Origin of the sequence: Flagellimonas alvinocaridis (assembly GCF_965248585.1) — a bacterium.
GTDB classification, from domain to species: Bacteria; Bacteroidota; Bacteroidia; order Flavobacteriales; family Flavobacteriaceae; genus Flagellimonas; species Flagellimonas alvinocaridis.
Map to the genome: position 1 here is coordinate 3304504 of NZ_OZ252111.1, position 24763 is coordinate 3329266.

The window sequence follows — 24763 nt, forward strand, 5'->3', positions numbered from 1 at the left end:
ACAGGAAAGCACTTTATTTTATAGTACCAAATCCATTTCTTGATTTTAACCCAACAAGAAACATCATAAACCTACTTGTTATGACAAAACTTTTACTACACTTAACCCTCTCAAGGACAGCGGCAAAAAAATTGTCATTCCCAGATCTTACTAAAAAAGCATCTCAATATGCCTTAATTCTATGGATGGTCTTTTTGGCCACTCCAATATGCGGCCAACATGTAGACACATGGTTCACTGCAGACAGAGCCGTAAATATTTCACCCACTCCTGTGGGTCAATTTCATTTATTTACTCCTTTACCTCCTGCAGATGGGACTTCGGTGACCACTTGGTACGATTTTATAGATGGTAGTTCACAAGATGCTATTCAGCATCCAACGCCCCTGCTCTACCCTCTTGCATATCCTGATGGATTTGGGCATTTTCAAACGGATGGTGTAACTCCTTTTGGTTCTCCCGCTTTCCTTGACCCTGTAGGGCCAATTCCTGGAGTTCCTATCCTCCGCAGAAATGACATGAACTTTAATCCATCCATTGAATTTGATGGTAGTGGAGTTGGCAATGCTTTGCACTTTCGTTCCGAATCAAGGGAAGAAATTACTGTTTTCATAGTCTTCAAAGCCCGTGGAATGGGAAACACCGCAGAAAGTCAACGCCTATTGTTTGGTGGTGACATAGACACTCACCATAGTTCCACTACCAACCTATCTATTGGTATTTCTGATGGCAATAGATTTTCCATTGGAAGAACTTGGACCACATGGAGCGATTTTGAGAGTGGCGGTATTGATCTTCAGGGATTGCCCACTATTGGGGTTCTAATAAGACAAGTAGATACTGATATAATATTGGAGGATGAGGTGCTGAACACTCAAGTCAATGGTTTGCCTGACATTAGCATCATAAAAAACCATCCTGGTATAGAAAGGGACCTATACCTATTCAATAAACTGGGAAAACATTTCAACAGTAACGACTCCAATCGAAACCTCACAGGAAACATTGCCGAAATCTTATTGGCCGATGGTCCATTGGACACCAATTCCATTCAAAGGGTGGAAAGCTATTTGGCTATTAAATATGGTATCACTCTAAATAATATCGGCGGACAACTGGGCAGTATGGTTGGAAACCAAGGTTATACCTATTTGGCGGCTGATGGAACTCCCATTTGGCTACCAGACCCTATATATTTATATGACATCGCCGGTCTGGGAAGAGATCGCTATGATGACTTTGAATCAGGTCTTCCCAATGATATTGGCGATTTAAAACTTAGATACAACCTACACCAGCGTATTGCCAAAAGTGAAAATATCGAAGCAATCGTAACCATGTCCACCAATAGCGATTTCATAAATGATAATTTGGATACATCCAGGCCAATAATAGACAATACAACTGCCAATAGTGTCTCAACCACCACCACATCTGTCCTTCACAATTATCTCTTATGGGGAAATAACCATGGCGATATCAATCAAACCGCAATTGAACTTCCCACCAACTACAGTACAAGAATGGGCAGGGAATGGAAAATTCAAAAAACAGTATCCCCTGGTGGTGTGGATCCAATCAATGGTGTAAGTGTACGCATAGATCTCTCAAGTTCGAATATTTTGAACAATGGGAATTGTGGCGATTTAGTTCTTATAATTGATACCGATGGTGATGGTAATTTTCTTACAGGAACACAAACCGAAATCGCTGCAACCAGCGTAGATGGTTCACAGAATGCTTACTTCAACAATATAGATTTTGAACATCAAGATGTTTTCACTATTGCCTTTAGGGACAATACACCTCCCACAGCAAGCAATCCTTCGACCATAACAGTTTGCGACTCTACTCCTATACCAGACCCAAGCGTAGTCACTGATGAAGCAGACAACTGCGCAGTAGATACCGTCACCCATATTGGTGATATTTCAGACGGTCTAATCAATCCGGAAACCATAACCCGTATTTATAGAGTAACGGACATCTATAACAACTATCTAGATGTTCAACAAACTATTTATGTATACATCACACCTAATATAAATGATATTCCCGACCAAGAAGTCTGTGAATCCTACACGCTTCCACAAATAACAGGAACTGACCTTTCAGGTAACGAAGCCTACTATGATTTACCTGGAGGGCCATTGGGAGGTGGCAATATATATTCTGAAGGAAACATCATCACTACAGATATGACCTTGTATATATATGATGAAAGAGGAGGGGTCTCCAGAGTTTGTTATGATGAAGAAAGTTTCAACGTCACCATAAACAACACCCCACTGGCGGACGCACCCGCCGATGTGGAGAGCTGTGACTCCTACACCCTGCCGGCCCTTGCCAACGGCAACTATTTCGATGCACCCGGCGGGGGAGGCAACGCCCTATCCGCAGGGGACGACATAACCACAACAACAACACTCTACGTCTTCAGCCCAGGGACAGGGTCATGCCCCGACGTGGAGAACTCCTTCAACGTCACCATAAACAACACCCCACTGGCGGACGCACCCGCCGATGTGGAGAGCTGTGACTCCTACACCCTGCCGGCCCTTGCCAACGGCAACTATTTCGATGCACCCGGCGGGGGAGGCAACGCCCTATCCGCAGGGGACGACATAACCACAACAACAACACTCTACGTCTTCAGCCCAGGGACAGGGTCATGCCCCGACGTGGAGAACTCCTTCAACGTCACCATAAACAACACCCCACTGGCGGACGCACCCGCCGATGTGGAGAGCTGTGACTCCTACACCCTGCCGGCCCTTGCCAACGGCAACTATTTCGATGCACCCGGCGGGGGAGGCAACGCCCTATCCGCAGGGGACGACATAACCACAACAACAACACTCTACGTCTTCAGCCCAGGGACAGGGTCATGCCCCGACGTGGAGAACTCCTTCAACGTCACCATAAACAACACCCCACTGGCGGACGCACCCGCCGATGTGGAGAGCTGTGACTCCTACACCCTGCCGGCCCTTGCCAACGGCAACTATTTCGATGCACCCGGCGGGGGAGGCAACGCCCTATCAGCAGGGGACGACATAACCACGACAACAACACTCTACGTCTTCAGCCCAGGGACAGGGTCATGCCCCGACGTGGAGAACTCCTTTGAGGTGGACATCACTGGATTTGAGATATCGACCAATGTAGAGAATGAGACTTGTTGGCAAAGCCAAGATGGTATCGTACATGTAAATGTTTTCAATACAAATCTGCCTCTTACCGTTCAATTGGATTCAATGCCATCCACAATCTTTAACCAGAATGCTTTTTCCTTTGATAATCTAGCTACTGGAAACCATACGTTGACCGTGATAGACCAAAATGGTTGTCAATCTGAAGCCAACTTTGAAATCTTGGCTGGTGGGCCCAATCTTGATGCATCCATAGAACCCATCTATTTATGTGATTCCGGATTGTCTTCCAATACTATTGCTGTCACACTGTCCGACCCATCCATCGGCAATGCTGTTCTCTACGCCCTGGATTCCACAAGCCCCAATGATTTTATCATGACTCCTAATTTTGAGAATATTGCTCCAGGTAACCACTCACTATCTATATTGCACACCAATGGTTGTCTTCAGGAAATTCCTTTCAACATAGGCCAAGTAGAACCAGTAAGCCTGTCGTTGGCCAATATCAATGTAAATGAGATAACAGCCACTGCCATGGGAGGGTTTCCTCCATACACCTATTATTTTGAAGATAATCCCGGAACCCCTTCCAATACCTTCTCAATAGATCGGAGTGGAACTTTTATAGTTAGGGTTATGGACCGTAATGGTTGTGAAACTTCGGAGACCATTACCCTAAATCTTATTGAAATTTCGATCCCAAATTTCTTTACGCCAAACAATGATGGGCAGAATGATTATTGGAGACCAAGAAACATGGAGTGGTTCCCAAATGTACAGACCTACATCTTTGATCGGTACGGAAGAAAAATCAAAATTATAGGAGCTTTTGACTATGGATGGGATGGCCAATATGAGTCCAAGCCTATGCCTTCGGGTGACTACTGGTATATCGTTAAACTAAACGACGGATCAGGGCGTGAGTTTGTAGGTCACTTTACATTATACAGATAAAATTAGATGATGATGAGGAAAATTGCTGGATTATTATTGTTGATTACTCTGTTCATGGGGAGTGGAAACGCGCAAGAGTTAACTATTCCCCAATTGTCTCAGTATTTATCGGACAACCCCTTTTTAATGTCGGCCTCTTATGCCGGTATTGGCAACTTCGTAAAGGTTAGAATGAACGGTCTTACGCAATGGGTAGGCGTTAAAGATGCTCCTGACACCCAATCCCTTTCAGCAGATGTCCGCTTAGGAAACAGGTCGGGCATTGGAATGGTACTATACAATGATTCCAACGGGGAGACCAAACAGCGTGGGGGTAAAATTTCTTTTGCGCATCATTTGACCTTCAACAAGTATGAGTCTCATTACTTTTCATTTGCCATGTCCTTTAATCTTAACCAATTCAGGATAGATATTGAGAATTTTAAAAACAATGACGATCAAGCTGTGATAGATGATCGCGCATCCAGCAACCCTAATTTTGATTTAGGCACCTTGTACCGAAAGGGTAGTTTTTATTTAAGCTTGAACGTTGCCAATATTCTAAACAAAGATTTCAAAAAATTCAATCCCATCTTTGAGCCAAACACTCTAAGAAACTACTACCTCTATTCTGGTTATACCTATAGAAAAAGTAAACGATCGGACTACGAAATTGAGCCTTCTGTATTCCTTCAATATTTTGAAAACGACAATCGGTCGGTGACCGATGTAAACCTTAGGGTAAAAAAATATGATTTTCTTGATTATTACTACGTTGGGCTTACATATCGTTTTTTGAACGACCAATTTGGCTCTCCACTCTATGTTGCACCAATAATGGGACTCAAGAAGGGGGATTTTTACTTTGGCTATTCCTATCAACTCATCATGAATGAAATATTGGGGTATTCCACTGGAACCCATGTACTGACCCTGGGCATTGATTTGTTCCAAGGTATTTCCAATTGCACATGTACTTATTAACCACTATTAATACTATTTGATTATGAAGTCACTTCCCAAATCATTCAAACTACTTAACCTCCCAATATTTTTTAGCTGCATTTTGTTTTTCTCATCGTGTAATAATGACGATGGTGTTTTTGATTCCGAAATACGGGAAATTGTTGTTGATTCGTCTATAGAAGATACTATTGTTTATGTCCCGGTACATAATGTAAAGGTTCCTGTGTATCTCTCCTTTCCACATGGCTGCACTGACAACTCCCCTTTACCTGCTGTTGTGGTGTTACATGGTTCTGGTGGGATGTGGAAAGATGACGACCCAGATGGCAGGGTCATGAGCAGTCAATTCCGTGAATGGAAGGAGTTGCTCAACAACAACTGCATTGTTGGAGCTTTCGTGGATAGTTTTTCAGGACGGGGCGCTGTCGAAAAATCCGGAAAATGGGAAACACCGCCAGAAAATTTTAAAATCAGTTCCCAATTTATTAGGTCAAGAGATGCCAATGCGGTCTTAACACAACTCAAAAAACTTAAGCTCGAAGATGGAAATTCCATGATCAGCCCCGCTAACATAGCCCTACTTGGATTTTCGGATGGTGGAACATCGGTGATATCAACACTCTATGACACCAACTCCACCCCTCTTGACTGGGAGTGGACGCAAAGTTTTAATGGTAAGGAATATGATACTTCTTCTGGAGTAATGCCTCCAGAACCAAAACCCCAACAAGGGTTTTCTGGTGGAGTGTTCTATTATGGAGGGTCTGGCGGGTACAATTACTGGGGATCCAGTACATGCAATTCCAATGCCTTTGAAAAAAATATTTACCAAAATTATGCCCCCATCTTATTTCAAATACCTATTGATGATTCTCTATCCGAGGGCAGCATCTGTTTGGCAAACTTATTGGCAGAGAAAGGACGCCCTGTGGAACTGAACATTTATAACGGAGTTGGCCATGGATTTGATACTGATGACAATAGTCAGAGCAAAATAGCAAGGGATAAGACCATTGATTGGCTTAGAAAAATATTGCATATCGATTAATCCATTAGAATTCCCTAGCATTCTTGTATTGTGTCCGTTCTTCAACCTCCTCCCACAATGCTCATCAAACCAAAATGTTGAACACCTTCAATTAACTACCTGCAAAAAATTGAAACAAGCAATCACTAAAAAATAAAGAATGGTCTATACAGAACCATTAAAAGTGGACAAAAATCAAAACTATTAAAGACCAAATCCCAAATCAGAACACCCAAACAAAATTTAACCGAAATGAAAGAAAATTTTCTTGAAAAATGGATTCTAGACCTTGTGAAAACAGAGTATGAACATGGAAAAATCCCTAAACAAGCAACCTATAAGCTTAAGGAACGAATGGACAACTTTATTGAGGTGACCATTGAGTGGATAGATGAGCAAAACGACAGTTACAAGATTGTGTACCATGCAAGGTCTTATGGCAAAAGAACGCTAAGAGAAAGTCCAGAATTGATCAAAGATTCGATATTTGAGCTCGAAAATTACTATACCCTTGAAATACACACCTATGTAAACCACATTAAAAGGAATTACAGCACCCAAAAAATTGCCAATTATGATGTAATGAAAATTGTTGGTCAATTGGAGGAAGTAAAGGGCAAGGAAAACTGAGAGGGAATAAAGTAAAGAGATTATTCCATACCTACGGATTGCTGGTGGCCTGTTAAATGTTCTATTACAGCTTTAGCTTAAAACATCGATGTATTTCATCGGTAAAAAATGCATTTCATCAGACTGTTCTCATTCGTCAATTCATAAGGGGCATCCATATATTAGGGGTAAAGTGATTGAAACCTTATTTGTTACTTAGAGTATGTTTTGAGAAAGTTCCCAAATTTTTTAAATAAAAAACATACACCTATGCAACTGTTTACCATAATCTGGACCCTAGTCTGCGCTGCAATAATAATTGGATATCCGCTATACCTTTTTAACAGGCCTTCGTCATTAGCCAATTTTAGTAAAGAAAATACATCAGGGCTTTTCAATACTGTTGAGTTATTATCTTTTGATGTTACCAAGCAGTTGCCTGGATGGTCCTTTACTCTGGACGTTCCACAAATTACCGAGGAAGTTCTTAGTAACAATCCCATTCTTTTCTATCTGGAGTCCAAGGATACCTGTCTTAAGCTCCCATTTAATAATGCAGATATGGGTTATACCGCCAATGTTTATAAAAATATAGGCAAGGTCTATGTAACCTTTAAATCTCTGAATGATGGAGTTTCCAATTTCTATGTTCCGTATAACCACCTAAGTAAGGTTAAAATTCTCATTATCAAATCCAAAGACCAAAGAATTAACGGGGATTGGGGGGCAAAACCTGAGAAATCCCCGATTCATAGAAGGCTTAGGAGAGCGGGTATCAACTGGAATAGTTATGAGGACATACTTGGCTATTTCAGTAATATCGCAGTGATAGACTTTAAAGGTCATTTTGTTTCCCAAGCACCAAAAAGAACAGGATTAAAGACCAAGTCTTCAATTTTACAATCCAATAAGAACAGACTCTATTATACTGGGTAGACATGTTCAACTAAATTTTTAGTGTTCATTATTATATGTTCAAATGGGATTTCACAAATTGAGAAATCCCATTTTTCCAGCCTATTATCAATTTACAACTATAAACATTATTGCTTTCATAAATTCAAACGTACAATCCATGAACTCAAAACGTACTTACGTCAAGTCAACACAAGAAAATATAAACAAGGCAAGTAGATTTACCCTAAACAAATAAAATAAAGAAACTGGGCCGCACGTAGACATAAAACTCTAATCTTCAGTTCTGGCGATGAAGGTTGTGTGGCCCAACGGATTTAAAAATAATAGATTCTAAACACTGTTCATTGAACCAATAAAATGAGCTCACCATTAGTAGTTCCTTTAAAAAGTGCTAAAAGCAAGTATGGGGTTATGCTGCGCAACAGCGATATAGAGGAAAGAAAGTGGTGAGTTTTTTTTATTGAAAAAGAGCAATCAAAATTGATTATAGATGCTAACAACCTTGCTTTAATCTTTAGCAACGTTACCATACCAATGAACAGATGGAAAATCATACCTTGACAAACTAGCCCACACCACCCATCTTAGCATATTACCAGCCTACTTTTTCTTGGACGATGTTCATAAATTCATTAGAAATTAGAGAAGCTCTATAAAACAAATTACAGCTTATTCTAAACAAAATGTTTTAAAAAAATTCTGTGAAGCACTAATACACCCAATCAAAGACAAAAATTATTCATACCTTAAATCCATTGGGCAACGATTTAGGGTACAACAATATTAAGCTGTTCAGGAAAAGATTCAGAACGAACCTGTTCCCAATATCGGCAATATACAAAAAATATTAATATTCCTTCAAAATTGAAGGAAAATACATCAAAAAATATATAGGACTCTCAAAAATCATATTATAAAATTAGACAACCACAAAATTAGCCAGCCAAATGACCTTAAAAGTAGTAATCATTGAAGATGAAAAACATAGCAGGGAGACCTTAAAATCCATGCTTGAAGAGTTCTGCAAAGATGTTAAAGTTATCGCGACAGCCAGTTCCGTTTCCGAGGGAGTAAAAGTACTTTCAATTTATAGTCCGGATGTTGTGTTTCTAGACATAGAACTACAATCTGGTTTGGGATTTGACGTACTCACACAAATAAAAGATCCAACGTTTGAAGTCATCTTTACCACCGCATTTGAAAAATACGCCATTAAAGCCATTAAATTTAGTTCCCTTGACTATTTGTTAAAGCCCATTGACCTTAGTGAGCTTCAAGACGCCGTTGAAAAGGCAAGGAACAGGATGGACACCAATGTTTACCGTCAACAAATAGATACTCTAATGCAGAGTTTGGCCAAAGAAAACCACAAACAAGAAAAAATTTGCCTGGCCACTACTGCCGGTATGGAGTTCATTGCCATTGAAGATATTGTGATTTGCAAGGCGGATGGATCATACACTTCATTCGTCCTAAAAAACAAAAACACTCTCATGGTCAGCAAACACCTGAAAGAATATGAGAATCTTTTGGGGGACTACCAGTTTATGAGGGTTCACAACAGTTACGTTATTAATCTCAATGAAGTAAAGAAATATGTAAAATCCGATGGTGGGTATATCATTATGAGCAACGATATGCATGTTAGCATATCTCCAAGGAAAAAGGATGAGCTCATGGAAGCCATGAAACGGCTTTAGAAAAAACCTATTTTTTAGTTTGTCCTTTGTTGGGCTCGCCATCCAACAATCCCTTGGTAAACTCGTTCAGGGTCTCCACTTTTTCCTCAAAATTGCCCTTTAAGGTCTTACGGTATTCATTAAGGTTCTTGACCAAGTCGTCTATGTTATCCGGAATTACATCTTCAAAAAATTGACGCAACCGCTTGGCTGTGGTCGGTGATTTTCCATTGGTGGAAATGGCCACTTTTACATTTCCCTTGGTAACGATACCTCCCATATAAAAATCACAATAAGGTGGATTATCGGCCACATTCACCAAAATGCTTCGCTCCCGACAGTCATGATACACTTGCTCATTCACCCCCACTTTGTCTGTACAGGCCACCACCATATGCTTGCCATCCAAAAAGCTCTGATCATAGACTGCCATGGTAATCTCTACCTTATGCCTATTGGCCAACTCCAAGGTTTCGGGTAAAAATTCCGGAGCCACCATCTGTACATTGGCATTGGGGCTGGACTTTAATAGGAAAGTCAATTTTTCCAAACCCACATTGCCCCCTCCCACAATGAGTATATTCAAGTGGGAGGCCTTTAAAAAAATGGGGTATAGCTCGTTCTGTTCCATCACATATCCTTAAAAAAATCCCTTCAAGGGAAACCAAGGATATAAAGATAGGGCTATTTCTTGATGACTTTTCCATCACTGGACAACACTTGCCGGATAATCTCCGCATCGCCCTTGTAATACAATCGACTATCAGAGTTGGCCATAACATCAATGGTACCGGTAACCGTTAAGAAGGCATCACTGTCCGATGTTAGATCTATCTGCAAATCCTGTACTTCAAGTCCATAATCCTTCAGCTCGCTATCCGACGACATAATGGCATCCAGGCTCTCAATGGTTCCTACCATATCCACTTCTGCATCCGAGGCAAGTCTTATCTTGGCATCTTTTATCTTGGATTCCCCTTGCAGCCTAGAACTGGATGAAAGGTCCAAATACGCATCCTGCACATCCAGATACATTTCGGCCTCACTGTCCGAAGCCATATGGAGTTCCAAGTCATCTGCCGTGATATCCCCTTCAAAATACGCATCCGAACTCAGCTCAATGGAAACCGTATTGGTATTTATGGGACTTTCCATAAAGATGGCCGCATCGGCCGACGCCTTGAACTTGGAAATGTTCTTGGTGGTCACATAGAGTTCCATGGTCTCCTTCCCCCTAACCCGAACATTGTTCTCCAGTTTAACCACCAGTTTACTCCCTTCCATATAGGCATCTATCCTTCTGAACAGATTATCATTGGCTTTGATGGAAACCTTTTCCTCTGTATCGGAAAAAGTAACGTAGGCCCTGAAATCCGATGATACTTGTAGTGCCCTTATGTTGTCAAAGTCATAGTCTCTGGTGGATACTTCCTCCGAAACCCATATACTTTCCTGGACACAAGATGTTACTGTAAGGCCCAAAAATAGGGCAATAGTAATCCTTTGAATTGATTTCATACCATTCATTTTTTGATGTGATTTGATTAAAAAAACTGTTATGAGCCGAGTTCCCGTTCCAATTTCAGTACGGGCATCCAATAAAAGTTTATGGCGGACCACTCGTTCATTTCAAGGTTTTGGGCGCTTCTCAAGAACACGGTTCCATTTTGTGTGAACACGTGTCTGGCCACTACTACCTTACGCAATGATTGTCTGTTGTTTTTTGATTTACTGGCCATTTCGCAGGTGTTTTTTGTACCGATTACGTCCCATATTGAAAACACCCACTTTGAGTCCTATTCCCCCGGAAAACCCATTGATGTTACGAAGGGGACTAGCATCGAGTTCCAACTTGCTGGAAAAACGATATTTTACCCCCGCTTCCAATTGCAGGTATCTGGAAATATTGAACAAAAGGCTCACTCCCGGTTCGGCTACAAAAATGGCATCAATATCATCTTCGTCAATATCGCCAATACGGTCGTCAAAATCGTTCCCAAGATAACCAACACCCCCGGCACCGATAAGTAAGGGAAAGGAAAGGTTCACCACCGACTTGCTAAAAAGTATAGGCTCCAAGTGAATTCCGCCGTACGCTCCGATCAAATCTTCATTTATGGTTCTGGGATTGTCCTGCTCGGAGTACAAGAAGACCCCTGCAAACCCCACTTCAAACTGCCGATTGGCCACATAGGCCACTTTAAGACCGCCCAAATAGGTGGATTTTCCCTTGATCTCCCCATAATATGTGGTAAGACCCAGGTACACCCCGTGCACCACATTCTTGCGGTCGTTGAATTCAATGTAGTCTACTTCCTCTTGGGCTTGCCCCATGGCCATACATCCGAAAAGAAGGATGGGAAGTATTGGTTTCAGTCGTATCATGTTTCGTTTTTTGGTTTTCGTTTTAAAGACATTCAAATTTTTAAAGGGTTGCATCCTCAGCAACTTTTATGTTGCATCAATCGGTAAGGACGATTACTCCTTTGATTCCATTGATGGTGAATTTTCCCTTGGTCCCGTTGCCATAGCTTGCCGTGATATCGCGGATCTTGCTTCCTTCATTGGTCACATTGGTCTTAATGTTTGTAAAGGTCTTGGGCACCCGCAGCAGGCCTTGCTCCAAGGTCGCGCCAAAGTCAAAGACCATTCCTGAAACGTTCATATTGATCTCGGAGGATTCCTGTACAATATTGATGTCCGCATCGGGCTTAGACACTTTTTTGATGTCCACATCCGCAATCCTTAGTGTTAAGAACATTCCATTTGTTACATCGGCAATCTCAACATTTGAAAATTTAAAATCTCCCCGAAGACTTCCCACCTTTGCCAGTTCCACCTCATCCTTACTGGAGTAGAGTTCCAAATCAGCTACTTGATCTAATGCTATATCGCTACCACTACTCAAAATTTTCAGCTTTTGGGCATGTTCAATGTCAATGGAACCATTATCCATTTTAACATTTCCGTACCCCATGTTACGGGCATTGAACTTCCCGAAGCGTATATCCGCCTTGGCCGTTGATATATCGCTATTGATCCAAATATCCCCATGCTGGAGATCTGTTTCCAAATCCCCTTCCCATGCATCTATGATGATGTCTCCAAACTTATTGTTGATATTGAGCTCCGCGTTGATGGGCAAGAATACTTCATAATCTATCTGCACATTGGATTTATCAAAATCGAACGGATTGGCCTTGCTAAAATATTTGGCAAAAAGATTGGCATCACGATCCTTTATTTCAGAAATGAATTGGATGAAATTTCCAGCTTGGATTGCTTTGGGCTGAATCCGTTCCAGTAGTTTTTCCGCGCTCTCATCCTTCCTGTGGTTCACTTGAATGGAAACGGACACCTTGACTTGGTCCCTGCCCCATCCGTTAATGACCACATTCCCATACTTATTTTCAATATGCACCTTGCCCGTAGGGGATAGGTCATAGGTCTTGTTCCATTGCTTGCTGTGTTCGCTTTGTGCGAGGGTGGCAATGGTCCAGAAAGACACCAGCAGTGCCGTAATCATGGTTTTATAGTGTATATCCCTCATAATCCATTTCTTTTTTTGAAGCGTTAATCTGTTTCAACAAATTCTCTATCAACTCAATACGCTTTTTATAGTTGTTCACAATAGCTTCGAGTACCCGTTCATTGTCCAGATTGTCCCGCATTTCCAATTTTAGTTGCATATATTCCTCGTCCAGCTCATCCATGAAGGATAAAAACTCTTCTTTGTCCATAGCAGAAAGTTTTGGGTTTTCCTGTATCAACAATACCTGTTGATGGACTAGATGCTGATAATGCATGTCTATTTCCAAAAGTTCCTCACTGGCATATCCCTCTATATTTTGACTTGGGGCATTCATCGTTACAAATGCCGTGAGCGAAAGTCCCACCAGCAACACAATGGAAGCCGCCACCTTAAACCCTCTCGATTTCCAAAGTGGGATGACCTTGGGTTCTGCTTTCTCTTCCAATTGGGAGGCAATGCCTTTCCAAAGCTTGTCCCTGTCCACCTTGTGAACATCAAAAGCCTCTTTATTTTCCTTAATACGTTTTTCAAAATTGTCCATCATAACTCCTTTACAATTTGAATTAGTTTCTTTTTAGCACGGTGGTATTGCGACTTTGATGTAGAGGTGGTAATCTGCAAAATTTCTCCAATCTCAACATGGTCATACCCTTCAATCAGATACAAGGTGATGATTTGTCGGTATCCCTCTGGCAATTGGGCCAGACCGGTTTTTATCTTTTCCATTTCAAAATCATCATCCTCTATTTTTTCGTCTTCTTCTACAGGCTCCCCTTCATTTTCCATGGAAGCGAACAGCAACCGTTTTGCCTTTAGGTGATTGATGCTCCTATTGATCACAATTCGTTTGAGCCATGCTCCGAAAGTGCTTTCAAACCGAAACGTGTCCAATTTTTTAAACGCCTCCACAAAGCTTTCCTGCAAGACATCCTCGGCATCTTCCCGAATGGTCAGTAACCGCATGGCAACATTGAACATGGCATCCACATACAATCCATACAACTGGTATTGTGCGTTCTGGTTTCCTTGTTTGCTCTGCTCCACCAAAGCTTGGTGCGTAAGACGTACGTTTGCTTCCAAAAATCCTGGACGATTATTCAATGACGCTAAAAATAATTCTATTTCATTCTATCCCAATGACAAATCAAAAATGAAATGGTTGCACGTTTTTATTTTTTTTCGAAAAAAAAAGCCTTCAACGTAAATTGAAGGCATGCTGCATGAGGTTAGGTTCTATGTTTGGTTTATTGTGTGGAAACGCGTCCTTGGGACCCGTCCGTCTTTTTCAGTTCTTTAAATTGGTATCGTAGGAACAATTCGTGGCTTCCTCCTGTATATCCCCCCAAATTGGAAGATGTTAGATCGTAAGCATAGCCTGCATTAAGATTAGAGGTAATTTGAAGCCCCAATAAGGCAGAAAAGGAATCGTCCCATCTATAGGCAGCACCAAAGGTGAAAGTTTCCCTGATGATGGCATTGGCCGAAACATCCAAAATGATCGGTGCCCCCGGGACCCACTTAATAAAAAAGGATGGTCGAAGCACCACTTCGGGGGTCACATCGAACATCTTTCCTCCAATAAAATAGTAATGGAGTCGCTCGGCTGCAATTTCCTGTTCTTCCCCATCATAATGCTTTTGCGAAAAGAAATTGGGCACGGCAAAACCTAAATAACTATCCTTGGTCTGATAATATAGTCCCGCCCCAATGGTCGGGAAAAATTTGCTTTTGATATTGTTTTGAAAGGCCACATCGGGATTCTCGGTCAATCCTTTGGAGAAATCCACATCAAAAAGTCGTCCGCCAACCTTTAGTCCAAAGGACAATTTTCGATTGGTGCTGTCCAATTGAATGGTATAAGACACATTGCCATCCACAAAAATCTCTGAAGAAGGCCCAAGTGCATCGTGGGCCAAAATACCGCCCACACCCAATTTATTTTCCAAAGGCGTATCCACCGCCAAGACCTGCGTATTTGGCGTCCCGTTGATGCCTACCCATTGGGAACGGTGCAACAACAAGGCCGTAAGGTACCCTTGTGACCCGGCATAGGCAGGATTCACACTCATGGTGTTATACATGTACTGGGTAAACTGGGGATCCTGTTGTCCGGATACTGAAAAGCATCCAAGAATAACCACTAGTAAACCCACAAGTCCAAGTCGTTTTTTCAATTGCTGCATATGTTTAATCAAGCTCCACCCCATTTCCTATCGATTTAGATATAACCAATCTGTTCGCGGCTCGGAGCCATCACCCAAATCCAAAATATAATAGTAGGTTCCAACGGGTAACTGGTCTTCTTTTTGTACAATGGCCCTTCCATTGGGTGTACCGTCCCAATCATTATTGTAGTTTCGTTTTTGATAGACAATATTCCCCCAACGGTTGTATACTTGGAGTTCGTTTTGGGGATATCTGGAGATGCAATCAATTTTAAAAAAGTCATTGACCCCATCTCCATTGGGTGAAAATTCGTTGTAGACCACCAAACAGGTAGGGCTTACGAATGCTTCGTCCGTATCATTGTCTCCATTGGTATCAATTTGGTCCACAAAAGCCAAAGCTGCCTGGTTTAGATAGTCTTCAATATCCAAAACTTCCACCGTGAGCTCAAGCTGGGCCGTTTCGCCAACTTCCAAAACATCCAACTCCCAAAAACCTGAGGTTTCATCAAACACACCCAATGATGATGAACTGGTCACCAATCTATATCCTTGCGGAAGCTGATCTTCCACACCAATGTTAGTGGCTGGCACAGTACCCAAATTGGTCAGTGTTATGGTAAAAACCACCTCATCACCAACATTTACCGAAGTATTGTCGACTTCTTTTGTCAAAGCCAAATCTGTGGTCTGTGGCACCACAAAGGCACTGGCTTCATCATCATCTTCAACTCCATCCGAAAAATCATCCACTAAAATTCCTTGTGCGTGATTGCTGTCTGGATCGGCAAAGTTGCTCGCTGTGATCTCGGCCACGTTTAAATATTCATCTGCTTCTCCTGTTGGGGCATTGACCCTGGCCAACACTTCCAATGTTTCTGTGTTTTGATTGAAAATAGTTCGGTTTACGTTCCATAAACCCGTATCTGGATTGTAAACCCCGGCTGTGGTCGTATGGGATTGATATATATAGCCTATTGGCATACGCTCTGATACCACTACTCCTGTAGCATCAGTAGGGCCGTTATTGGTAACGCTGATGGTAAATCGAACCACATCACCCACATTAGGCGTAGGGTTGTCCACAATTTTGACGAGTGACAAATCGGCCAAACCATCAGGCACAGGAACTACACTGGCCTGGTCATCTTCTGAGCTTAGGTTGTTGTTGGGCGTCGAATCAGGGTCATAGGTTTCCAGCGCGATCAACTCCGCAGTGTTCCTATAATCCCCATTGGGCAATACCAAAGCGGTTAAGGTCAAGATTTCAGAACTACCGCTGGATATGTTTGGTAAACTCCAAGATCCAGCAATATTATCGTAAGTGCCCGAAGTTGCCACAGCACTGATATAGCTATAGCCCGTTGCCAATTGATCTTCAATCACCAGACCTGTGGCATCATTGGGGCCTGCATTGTTCACTGTAATGGTAAAAACAATTTCATCCCCAGCAGACGGACTCAAATCATCCGCTGTGTTTGTTATTGAAATATCTGTTACATGCCTAGGTGTTGTAGATTGCACATCTTGGTCATCTTCCGAAGCAACATTGTTACCCGGAGTGGAATCTGTATCCAACTGAATGGCTGCAACTACTTCCGCTCTATTGGTATAATTTCCGGAAGGGTTCACTTCCGCCAAAATGTTCAATGTTGTATTGGCTCCACTCGCTACGCTGCCCAAATACCATAAGCCGCTAAATGGGTCGTACAGACCACCGGAATCATCAGAAATATAGTTGTATCCAGATGGCAACAGGTCATCCACCACAATTCCGGAAGCGTCACTTGGTCCAATATTGGATAGGGTTAGTGTAAATGTAATTATGCTGGATACATCTGGAAACTCATTGTCCACGGTAAGGCTTAGCTCCAAATCTGCCGCAGGAATCGGGATGGTCCCTGCACTATCCTGGTCATTTTCAAAAACATTATCGTTATTGGGTATGGAATTGGGGTCCACATTGTTGGAGGAAAATACTTCGGTCACGTTAAAATAATCGCCGGAAGCATTGACCGTTGCCACAATATTCAAAGTCTCGGTGACCCCATTTGGCAATACATTGTTCAATTCCCAAATTCCTGTTGTGGCATTATAGGTTCCTGCAGTTCTACTGTTGGAAACATAAGTATAACCCGAAGGGAGCACATCCATTATCTCTACACCGGTTACATCACTTGGACCCAAGTTAGAGATATTGATGTTGAAGATTACCTCTTCACCAACCACTGGACTAAGCTTATCCACCGACTTGCGCAATAGCAAATCGGATATTGGGATAGGAGTTGGTGTTATGGATACCTGATCATCTTCAGCACCATTGTTGTTTCCCGGGGCCGAGTCTATATCCATCTCGGTTAATCCTGTAAGTTCTGCGGTATTGCTGTAATCACCACTTGAAAGCACATTGGCCGTTATGGTAAGGGTTTCCGTATTGGAACTGTTTAAACTGCCAACATTCCAGACTCCGTTCGCAGCATTATAACTTCCCGAAGAAGGTACTGCACTCACCAAGCCATACCCAGAAGCCAATAGGTCGGTGACCACAACGTTAGTGGCATCACTTGGACCATCATTGCGCACGGTTACCGTAAAAACAATTTGATCGCCCACATTAGGGGTCAGATTATCTGCCGTCTTGGTGATTGATAGGTCTACCAAAGGTTCAGGGATGACTACAACTTCGTCTTGATCGTCTTCCGCTGGAACATTATTGTTGGGTGTTGAATCAGCATCAAATTGATCATGGTTGGTAACTTCTGCAATGTTGGTATATATTCCAGCGGGGTTTACGCTTGCCATAATGTTTAGGCTTTCCGAAGCCCCATTGGCCAAAGTACCTACATTCCACAGACCCGAAATAGCATTGTAGCTACCTCCCCCATTATCCGAAATATAAGTAAATCCAGACGGAAGAAGGTCGGTTACCTCTACCGAGGTTGCCGTGTTTGGACCCGCATTGGAAATGGTCAAAACAAACATGACATTGTCACTTACCAAGGGAGGGGATTTGCTAATCGTTTTGGTTAAAGAAAGATCTATGACTTCAACAGGGGTCAAAGAAACATCGCCTTGGTCATCTTCTGAAGAAACCCCATTGGCAGGGGTTGAATCCAAATCGTACCCATCCGAAGCAATGACTTGCGAGGTATTCGTGTAATTTCCACTCGGGTTAACGGTAACATCAATCGTCAAGGTTTCCGATGCACCATTGGCCAAAGTGCCCACCTGCCAAAATCCTGTGGCCGAACTATAGGTTCCGGCCGTGGCGGTGTACGACACAAAATTAAACCCAGAAAGAAGTTGATCTACCACGGTTACATTGGTAGCATCATCTGGACCGTCATTGGTCAAGATTATTTCAAAACTGATCTGCTCACCAACTCCCGGTGCCAAATTATTGCCTACAACGGTTTTTATCAAAGATAAATCCGCTTGTTGTGGCGATGCGGTAAGGGCGTCTTCATCGTCCTCACTCTGATCACCATCATCATTGTTTGGCGTACTGTCCAAATCAATTTGATCACAAAAAGTAATCTGTGCAATATGTTCAAATTCGTTTGAAACTCCAGTAGGAGTTTGTACAGTTGCATTGAATGTAAGCGCCAAAGTATTGGTTCCCTGTGGAACAGTAAGCCCTGACCACACTACGGCCTGCGGCCCAATAAAAAAGGTTCCCCCATTGCTTATCGCGGTAATATTGCCATATCCCGGAGGTATTAGGTTCTCAACAGCAACCCCTGTGGCATCCACATCTCCCAGATTGCTAAGATTGATTGTAAAATTGACTATATCCCCAACATCGGGGACAGTATTACTAGCCAAAGTTTCCACTTCAAGATCAACACCCAAAAAAGTAACTCCCACAGTATCTGACACCGTTATACAAGTAATATCGGATACGGTCCATTCAAAAATGTAAATCCCAGGTACCATACCAAATACTTGTGTGCCAGGATCATTATCATTGGCAAAACTCACCAAAGATGGGCCGGACAATTGTGTCCAAGTTCCCGTACCCAGAACAGGGGATACCGCATTTAAAAAAACTGATGTCGTTTGATTTTCGGTCTGATCTGGTCCAGCATCTGCCACGCACAACTGACCATATCCCATCTGAATTGAGATGAACATAAACAAAACAACCAAGCACTGGTTTTTTTTGTTCCAACAGTATTGAAATATGTTCATAGTTGAGGAAATGAGGTTGAGCTTAGGAGACTAAGCCTACCCAAACATATCAACAAACATTAACAAAACGGAAGTTATGTTGTATTTCACCGATCATTTGTTGTGAAACATCGGATATATGAGGAGAGCTCTTGAGTCAAACTAATTACCTTTGATTAACAATGATTTTAAAGTATTGATAATCAATACGATATATTCTCCATTGCTTTACCTTGATACTACAACTTGGTAATAACATTGAACATTTAGAAAAAATGAAGAATTTGCCTAGAGATAAATGATGCTGGCGGACACATCTTTTTTGGGAAAGCGGGAATAAAACTCAACTATAAAACGTATGCACTTGAGACCTCAACCATTTTGCTCAACTTTATGAGCAGTCAATACAAGTTCCGGTCAAAATACAGTTCACCTTCTCTACTTCATAACCCATGGGCAACGAAAAATGAACCTCTTCCTTTAAGCACTCAATAGTTTGGCAAGTGGTACATCTGAAATGAAAATGATGGGTTGGCACTTGGTTTTCCCCACAGTTGACACAGAAAGCAAAATACTGTTTCCCGTCCTCGGCAACTATTCTGTGCACAATGCCATCCTCACAAAAATTATTAAGTACACGATAAATGGTTGCACGGTTTATATCGATGTCGATTTCCCGCTCAATGGCATCCTGGCTCATGGCCTTGCCTCTCCGTGATAACAAATCCAGTACCGCTTCTTTAGTGGGTGTGCTTCTTCGTTTCATAATTTATTAATGCGACTTTGTTGCAATAATAAAAAATGTTTCTAACTTTGGCAACCCAATTCCTCTTAAAACCATAAAATGGAACAAAGTAGTGTTTTTGATGTGATCATAATCGGCGGCAGCTATGCTGGTTTATCAGCAGCCATGGCCCTAGGTAGATCTTTAAAAAAAGTCTTGGTGATAGATTCGGGCGAACCCTGCAATAAACCCACGCCCCATTCCCATAACTTCCTTACCCAAGATGGAAAGACCCCTTCGGAAATATCATCCATTGCCCAAAAACAAGTATCACAATACAAAACCGTTCATTTTCATACGGATGTTGCCATTGATGGAAAAAAAACAGCCGAAGGTTTTGAAATCAGCACCCAATCCGGTGAAAGGTTTGAGGGCAAGAAGTTGATTTTTGCCACAGGAGTAAAGGATAACATTCCCAATATCCCAGGATTTTCTGAATGTTGGGGAAAAACAGTCATCCATTGTCCTTATTGCCATGGATATGAATTTAAAGGCAAAAAAACTGGTATTTGGGGCCATGTGGAAAGGGCATTTCACTTGGCAGGTCTGGTCAACAACCTGACCGATGACCTTACCCTATTACCACATGGCGAAGACCAGCTTACCGTTGATCAAGCAAAAAAACTTCAACAACACAATATTAAAGTTGAAGAAGGCACAATTAGAGAAATTGAACACAAAAATGGAAACATTACCCACATTGTCTTAAAAAATGGCAAGAAACTTCTCTTCGACGCTCTTTATGCCGCCATTCCTTTTGAACAACATTGTAATATTCCTGAAACATTGGGTTGCGAGCTAACCGAGCAAGGATATCTTAAAATTGATGGGCTACAACGAACCACCGTTCAGGGCATATATGCTTGTGGGGACAACACAAGCCCTATGCGCTCGGTGGCCAATGCCGTACAACAGGGAAATTTTGCTGGGGCGGTGGTCAACAAAGAACTGACCGAGGAAAATTTTTGAACAAAAGTGTGCTGTTTTGTATCAATTACTTCAAAAAATCCCATATTAACATGGCCAACACAACAATAACAGAACTTTTTTAATAAGTTTGTGAGGGTATGAAAAAAAATCGTCTCATACATAGCATTGCGTACTTTTTCCTCGCACTGTTCCTTACCACGGAACTGGCAGGACTGCACGTGCTTTCGCATGATGACGATAAGGACTATCCGGACCATTGTGCCATATGCCACAATATTGCAGCTGACCATCAAGTACCTGCTGTACTTTCAGATTCACACGAACCTCTGACCAAAATCGTTGAATTTGTCCTTCAAAAGGAAATAGGCATAGATTATGATGTACACATTCCATCCGACACAAGCCTAAACCTTCCTTTTTCGCGCCCCCCTCCCACAGTCTAATTTCCCTTACATTTTTGCTAAATATTGTACTGTGACCCTTTGGGTCAAACCCAATAATTTCTCCAATTTCAACAGAGATTTTATTTGTAACCCATTGTATGGTACATGTATCGCCATCTTAGGGGCAATCTGTACAATTATTTCACTTATGCAAGATGTAATGGAGTCCGGCCATTAAGCTCCCCTTACCCTGTAGGAGCATATCCAACAAATTTATCGTACTCACACAATGAGCAACAAAATGCTAATGGCATGGCTGTATATCGGCCTATGCCTTCAGGCATCTGCACAAGAACTCCATACCATAAAGGGGGTTATTGTAGATGCCAAAACCCAAGATCCCATTATAGGGGCCAATATCATAGGCAACAATCTATTTGCCGTATCGTCAGATGGTGGTGAATTCAGTATTGAGAATGTTCCCCAAGGCCTCCAAAAATTTACAATAACCCATATAGGGTACACCTCCCACCAGCTTACCCTGGAGGTCAATCCCAATATGGGCTGGGTAACCATTGAATTAGTGGCATCTGTCACCAACCTTGATGAAGTGGAACTTTATGGAAAGACCGAACACCGTAAAGCCCAAGAACTTTCCACCATTTCTGTTGGCGTGAACAAAGAATTTTTGGATAAAAACCGAGAGAACAGCCTCATGCAGACCTTGCGAAAAATTCCCGGGGTCAGCACCATGACCATAGGTTCGGGGCAATCCAAGCCCACCATCAGGGGATTGGGGTTCAACAGGGTGAGCGTGGTGCAAAATGGCATAAAGCACGAAGCCCAGCAATGGGGCAACGACCATGGGTTGGAAATAGACCAATATGGCATAGACAACATCCAGATCATAAAAGGCCCGGCTTCATTGCTCTATGGTTCCGATGCCATAGCCGGTGTTGTGGATATTCAACCCCCAAACGTTCCCTTACCAAATTCTTTTGGGGGAGAAGTAAACCTCTTGGGAGAAACCAACAATAATCTATTGGGAGTATCCGCAGGAATCCAAACCAGAAAACAGAACTGGTTCTACCGAGCAAGACTCACTTACAGGGATTATGGGGATTATAAAGTGCCCACCGATCGGATACGGTACGAAAGCTACATTTTTGAACTCCATGAAAACCATTTAAGAAATACCGCAGGAAGGGAGGCCAATGCCAGTTTCAGTATTGGATTTGCAAAAGATGATATAAAATCCGAGACCTTCTTCAGCAACGTCAATGCGAAGAACGGCTTTTTTGCCAACGCGCACGGTCTGGAGGTCAGGACCTCAACCATTGATTATGATAGTTCCAACAGGGATGTAGACCTACCTTTTCACAAAGTGAACCATTTTAAGGTTATCAACAATACCACCCTCTACAAAGGGAAACACACCCTGCACCTAGATTTGGGCTACCAAAACAACCAAAGGGAAGAGCACTCAGAACCCGTACCCCATGGCTATATGCCCACTCCACCCAACAGCAGGGAAAGAATTTTTACCAAGAACACCTTTTCCATAAATGCCAAGGACACTTTTAGGCCCAATGCAAGGCATGATGTGGTTTTTGGAGTGGACGCCGAACTACAGAACAACAATATTGGGGGGTGGGGTTTCTTGATTCCGGAGTACGACCGATATTCCGCAGGGGTCTTTGCCTATGACCATTACAAGATCAACGAAAACTTCCATTTGCAAGCTGGTCTGCGGTACGATGTGGGCCTCGTGGAAACCAGGGCATATTACGATTGGTTTACATCCACCGTCAACAATCCAAATGGCACAACCTCCTATATTCAACTGCAGCGCGCACAGGACAAGACGTTGAACTTTGGAAACTTTAGTGGTTCGGTGGGCATGAGTTACCTCAGTAAAAACACCACCTACAAAATTAATTTGGGGAAAAGTTTCCGGATGCCGCTGGCTAATGAATTGGCTTCGGATGGGGTCAACTATCACATGTACCGATACGAGCGGGGCAATATTGACCTAAATCCCGAGCAGTCCTATCAATTGGATATGGCCATTGATTATTCCAACAAATGGTTCAGTGTGGGGATTAGTCCTTTCATAAACTTTTTTGACAACTTCATCTATCTGAATCCCACCCCAAACTACTATGAAACCCTTCAAATATATGAGTATACACAAAGTAAGGTATTCCGGTTTGGCGGTGAAGCCAGTATGGGTATAGACCTTACCGGTGCCCTGCACGTGGATGCCTCGCTGGAGTATGTGTATGCCAAACAGACCAGTGGTCCGAAAAAGGATTTTACATTACCCTTTTCCCCTCCCCTGTCCGGGCTGTTTTCCGTCAGTTATCAATTCAAGGGTGTCCTGTTTTTTCAACAGCCCTTGATCACGGTAGATTTTAGGGCTACGGCCGCCCAAAATGAAATTGTGCCCCCCGAAGAGCGAACGGAAGGGTATCAAGCGTTCAACCTAGCCGCCATAACCCAACTACCCCTCTTTGGAAACGGTAAACCAGTGCAAATGCGCATCAAACTCAACAATGTGTTCAACACGGAATATTACGACCACACCAGTTTTTACAGACTTATTGATGTACCCGAACCCGGTAGGAACCTATCGGTTTCGGCCACCATACCATTTTAACATAAATCAAATTAGTATAACACCAAAAACAAGTAGTATGAAAGCAAATTTTAAATCTTTAGCAATTATTACCTTTTTAGGACTGGTCCTGCATTCTTGTAGTAGTGACGATGAAGGAACGCCAGCCGTAGCCGCCCCGGTAATCTCCAATTTTGAGTTTGGAGAAGGCAGCGATCACTCAACCGACCAAGTTGCCTACAAGGGATCGGATCTTCACATGGAGGGAGAAATCAATGCCGAAGGAGTGGTAAGCAGTATTTCAATTGACATCCATTCTGATGAAGTTGAAGCAGGTGAAGGCGAAGTCGATTGGGACTTTGAGCAAACTTGGACGGATGCCTCTTACCTTGTAATCAACCCAACCTTCCACGAACACATAGATATTCCCTCCAATATTCCAGCTGGGGAATATCATATAGTGTTAACAGTAACCGATGAATTGGGCAACAGCACCGAATTCGAAGCCCATATCCAGATTCTGGATCCAATTACCATAAGCGATTTTGAAATGGATGAAACCGTGGAAAGAGGAAGTGATTTTCATGTTGAATTCATGATTGAAGCCGTTAACGGAATCCACGAAGTTCTGGTTGACGTTCATGCCCATGGTTTAGAGGTTGGAGAAGGTGAAGTTGAATGGGATTTTGAAGGCGATTACTCAGAAGATTTCCACGAGCTGACCGAAGCAGAATTCCACAAGCATATTGATGTTCCAGCTACTGCTCCTGCCGGAGAGTATCACATTATTTTCACTATTGAAGATGAAGATGGGAATACCTACGAGTATGAAACCCACATTGACGTAACCACAGAATAATCCCAATCAAAATATAACATACCAAATATTTATACA

The 24763-nt window shown here is 42.4% G+C and carries 20 protein-coding genes; 10 read left to right on the forward strand and 10 right to left on the reverse strand.

Annotated features, from left to right (window positions below):
• Positions 1-80: 80 nt before the first annotated feature.
• The 6 genes from ACP14V_RS14800 to ACP14V_RS14825 all read left to right on the forward strand — a co-directional run bounded on the left by ACP14V_RS14800 (position 81) and on the right by ACP14V_RS14825 (position 9308).
• Positions 81-4109 (forward strand): T9SS type B sorting domain-containing protein, encoded by a 4029-nt coding sequence (locus ACP14V_RS14800; RefSeq protein ID WP_424987570.1) that lies wholly within the window; start codon positions 81-83, stop codon positions 4107-4109.
• 12 nt (positions 4110-4121) lie between these two features.
• The gene (locus ACP14V_RS14805) at positions 4122-5072 is read left to right on the forward strand and encodes a PorP/SprF family type IX secretion system membrane protein (RefSeq protein WP_136565513.1); all 951 of its coding nucleotides are present in this window, start codon (positions 4122-4124) and stop codon (positions 5070-5072) included.
• Between the two features lie 22 nt (positions 5073-5094).
• Entirely contained in the window at positions 5095-6102 is a 1008-nt protein-coding gene (locus tag ACP14V_RS14810; protein WP_272608763.1) for a dienelactone hydrolase family protein, read from the forward strand.
• Between the two features lie 231 nt (positions 6103-6333).
• The gene (locus ACP14V_RS14815) at positions 6334-6711 is read left to right on the forward strand and encodes a hypothetical protein (protein ID WP_136564672.1); all 378 of its coding nucleotides are present in this window, start codon (positions 6334-6336) and stop codon (positions 6709-6711) included.
• A 249-nt stretch (positions 6712-6960) separates the two neighbouring features.
• Positions 6961-7626 carry a hypothetical protein gene (locus ACP14V_RS14820; RefSeq protein ID WP_136564673.1) on the forward strand — a complete coding sequence of 222 codons (666 nt, stop codon included), beginning with the start codon at positions 6961-6963 and terminating at the stop codon, positions 7624-7626.
• Between the two features lie 929 nt (positions 7627-8555).
• Positions 8556-9308, forward strand: a complete 753-nt coding sequence (locus ACP14V_RS14825) for a LytR/AlgR family response regulator transcription factor (protein WP_136564674.1) — start codon at positions 8556-8558, stop codon at positions 9306-9308.
• 7 nt (positions 9309-9315) lie between these two features.
• Here the strand turns inward: ACP14V_RS14825 and ACP14V_RS14830 are convergent, their stop codons facing one another.
• From ACP14V_RS14830 to ACP14V_RS14875, 10 genes are all read right to left on the reverse strand, one after another.
• Positions 9316-9918 carry a precorrin-2 dehydrogenase/sirohydrochlorin ferrochelatase family protein gene (locus ACP14V_RS14830; RefSeq protein WP_272608764.1) on the reverse strand — a complete coding sequence of 201 codons (603 nt, stop codon included), beginning with the start codon at positions 9916-9918 and terminating at the stop codon, positions 9316-9318.
• A gap of 53 nt (positions 9919-9971) precedes the next feature.
• The gene (locus ACP14V_RS14835) at positions 9972-10805 is read right to left on the reverse strand and encodes a GIN domain-containing protein (protein WP_272608765.1); all 834 of its coding nucleotides are present in this window, start codon (positions 10803-10805) and stop codon (positions 9972-9974) included.
• Between the two features lie 38 nt (positions 10806-10843).
• The gene (locus ACP14V_RS14840; RefSeq protein ID WP_272608766.1) at positions 10844-11026 is read right to left on the reverse strand and encodes a hypothetical protein; all 183 of its coding nucleotides are present in this window, start codon (positions 11024-11026) and stop codon (positions 10844-10846) included.
• Positions 11016-11672: a hypothetical protein gene (locus ACP14V_RS14845; protein WP_272608767.1), complete on the reverse strand. Its 657-nt coding sequence runs from the start codon at positions 11670-11672 to the stop codon at positions 11016-11018. Before ACP14V_RS14845 ends, ACP14V_RS14840 begins: the two co-directional genes overlap by 11 nt.
• A 76-nt stretch (positions 11673-11748) precedes the next feature.
• Entirely contained in the window at positions 11749-12837 is a 1089-nt protein-coding gene (locus ACP14V_RS14850) for a hypothetical protein (protein WP_272608768.1), read from the reverse strand.
• Positions 12818-13363: a hypothetical protein gene (locus ACP14V_RS14855; RefSeq protein ID WP_272608769.1), complete on the reverse strand. Its 546-nt coding sequence runs from the start codon at positions 13361-13363 to the stop codon at positions 12818-12820. The genes ACP14V_RS14850 and ACP14V_RS14855 overlap by 20 nt, the downstream gene beginning before the upstream one ends.
• Positions 13360-13899: an RNA polymerase sigma factor gene (locus ACP14V_RS14860; protein ID WP_272608770.1), complete on the reverse strand. Its 540-nt coding sequence runs from the start codon at positions 13897-13899 to the stop codon at positions 13360-13362. Before ACP14V_RS14860 ends, ACP14V_RS14855 begins: the two co-directional genes overlap by 4 nt.
• Positions 13900-14063: 164 nt before the next feature.
• Complete coding sequence (locus ACP14V_RS14865; RefSeq protein ID WP_424987571.1) at positions 14064-15002, reverse strand: PorP/SprF family type IX secretion system membrane protein; 939 nt, start codon at positions 15000-15002, stop codon at positions 14064-14066.
• Between the two features lie 27 nt (positions 15003-15029).
• On the reverse strand, positions 15030-19133 hold the full coding sequence (locus tag ACP14V_RS14870; RefSeq protein WP_272608772.1) for a gliding motility-associated C-terminal domain-containing protein: 4104 nt from the start codon (positions 19131-19133) through the stop codon (positions 15030-15032).
• A 412-nt stretch (positions 19134-19545) separates the two neighbouring features.
• The gene (locus ACP14V_RS14875; protein ID WP_272608773.1) at positions 19546-19920 is read right to left on the reverse strand and encodes a Fur family transcriptional regulator; all 375 of its coding nucleotides are present in this window, start codon (positions 19918-19920) and stop codon (positions 19546-19548) included.
• 78 nt (positions 19921-19998) lie between these two features.
• Between ACP14V_RS14875 and ACP14V_RS14880 the strand changes: the two genes are divergently transcribed.
• From ACP14V_RS14880 to ACP14V_RS14895, 4 genes are all read left to right on the forward strand, one after another.
• Positions 19999-20907, forward strand: coding sequence for an NAD(P)/FAD-dependent oxidoreductase (locus ACP14V_RS14880; protein WP_272608774.1), 909 nt, complete (start codon positions 19999-20001; stop codon positions 20905-20907).
• Between the two features lie 98 nt (positions 20908-21005).
• Positions 21006-21311: a hypothetical protein gene (locus tag ACP14V_RS14885; RefSeq protein WP_116217018.1), complete on the forward strand. Its 306-nt coding sequence runs from the start codon at positions 21006-21008 to the stop codon at positions 21309-21311.
• 247 nt (positions 21312-21558) lie between these two features.
• Complete coding sequence (locus ACP14V_RS14890) at positions 21559-23910, forward strand: TonB-dependent receptor (RefSeq protein WP_272608775.1); 2352 nt, start codon at positions 21559-21561, stop codon at positions 23908-23910.
• Between the two features lie 37 nt (positions 23911-23947).
• A complete protein-coding gene (locus tag ACP14V_RS14895) occupies positions 23948-24727 on the forward strand; it encodes a DUF4625 domain-containing protein (RefSeq protein ID WP_272608776.1) in 780 nt (259 codons plus the stop codon).
• The last annotated feature ends 36 nt before the right edge of the window (positions 24728-24763 follow it).

Coding starts and splice junctions, on each gene's coding strand:
- ACP14V_RS14800 (WP_424987570.1), top strand. CDS start 81: ATGACAAAACTTTTACTACACTTAACCCTCTCAAGGACAGCGGCAAAA.
- ACP14V_RS14805 (WP_136565513.1), top strand. CDS start 4,122: ATGAGGAAAATTGCTGGATTATTATTGTTGATTACTCTGTTCATGGGG.
- ACP14V_RS14810 (WP_272608763.1), top strand. CDS start 5,095: ATGAAGTCACTTCCCAAATCATTCAAACTACTTAACCTCCCAATATTT.
- ACP14V_RS14815 (WP_136564672.1), top strand. CDS start 6,334: ATGAAAGAAAATTTTCTTGAAAAATGGATTCTAGACCTTGTGAAAACA.
- ACP14V_RS14820 (WP_136564673.1), top strand. CDS start 6,961: ATGCAACTGTTTACCATAATCTGGACCCTAGTCTGCGCTGCAATAATA.
- ACP14V_RS14825 (WP_136564674.1), top strand. CDS start 8,556: ATGACCTTAAAAGTAGTAATCATTGAAGATGAAAAACATAGCAGGGAG.
- ACP14V_RS14830 (WP_272608764.1), bottom strand. CDS start 9,918: ATGGAACAGAACGAGCTATACCCCATTTTTTTAAAGGCCTCCCACTTG.
- ACP14V_RS14835 (WP_272608765.1), bottom strand. CDS start 10,805: ATGAAATCAATTCAAAGGATTACTATTGCCCTATTTTTGGGCCTTACA.
- ACP14V_RS14840 (WP_272608766.1), bottom strand. CDS start 11,026: ATGGCCAGTAAATCAAAAAACAACAGACAATCATTGCGTAAGGTAGTA.
- ACP14V_RS14845 (WP_272608767.1), bottom strand. CDS start 11,672: ATGATACGACTGAAACCAATACTTCCCATCCTTCTTTTCGGATGTATG.
- ACP14V_RS14850 (WP_272608768.1), bottom strand. CDS start 12,837: ATGAGGGATATACACTATAAAACCATGATTACGGCACTGCTGGTGTCT.
- ACP14V_RS14855 (WP_272608769.1), bottom strand. CDS start 13,363: ATGATGGACAATTTTGAAAAACGTATTAAGGAAAATAAAGAGGCTTTT.
- ACP14V_RS14865 (WP_424987571.1), bottom strand. CDS start 15,002: ATGCAGCAATTGAAAAAACGACTTGGACTTGTGGGTTTACTAGTGGTT.
- ACP14V_RS14875 (WP_272608773.1), bottom strand. CDS start 19,920: ATGAAACGAAGAAGCACACCCACTAAAGAAGCGGTACTGGATTTGTTA.
- ACP14V_RS14880 (WP_272608774.1), top strand. CDS start 19,999: ATGGAACAAAGTAGTGTTTTTGATGTGATCATAATCGGCGGCAGCTAT.
- ACP14V_RS14885 (WP_116217018.1), top strand. CDS start 21,006: ATGAAAAAAAATCGTCTCATACATAGCATTGCGTACTTTTTCCTCGCA.
- ACP14V_RS14890 (WP_272608775.1), top strand. CDS start 21,559: ATGGCATGGCTGTATATCGGCCTATGCCTTCAGGCATCTGCACAAGAA.
- ACP14V_RS14895 (WP_272608776.1), top strand. CDS start 23,948: ATGAAAGCAAATTTTAAATCTTTAGCAATTATTACCTTTTTAGGACTG.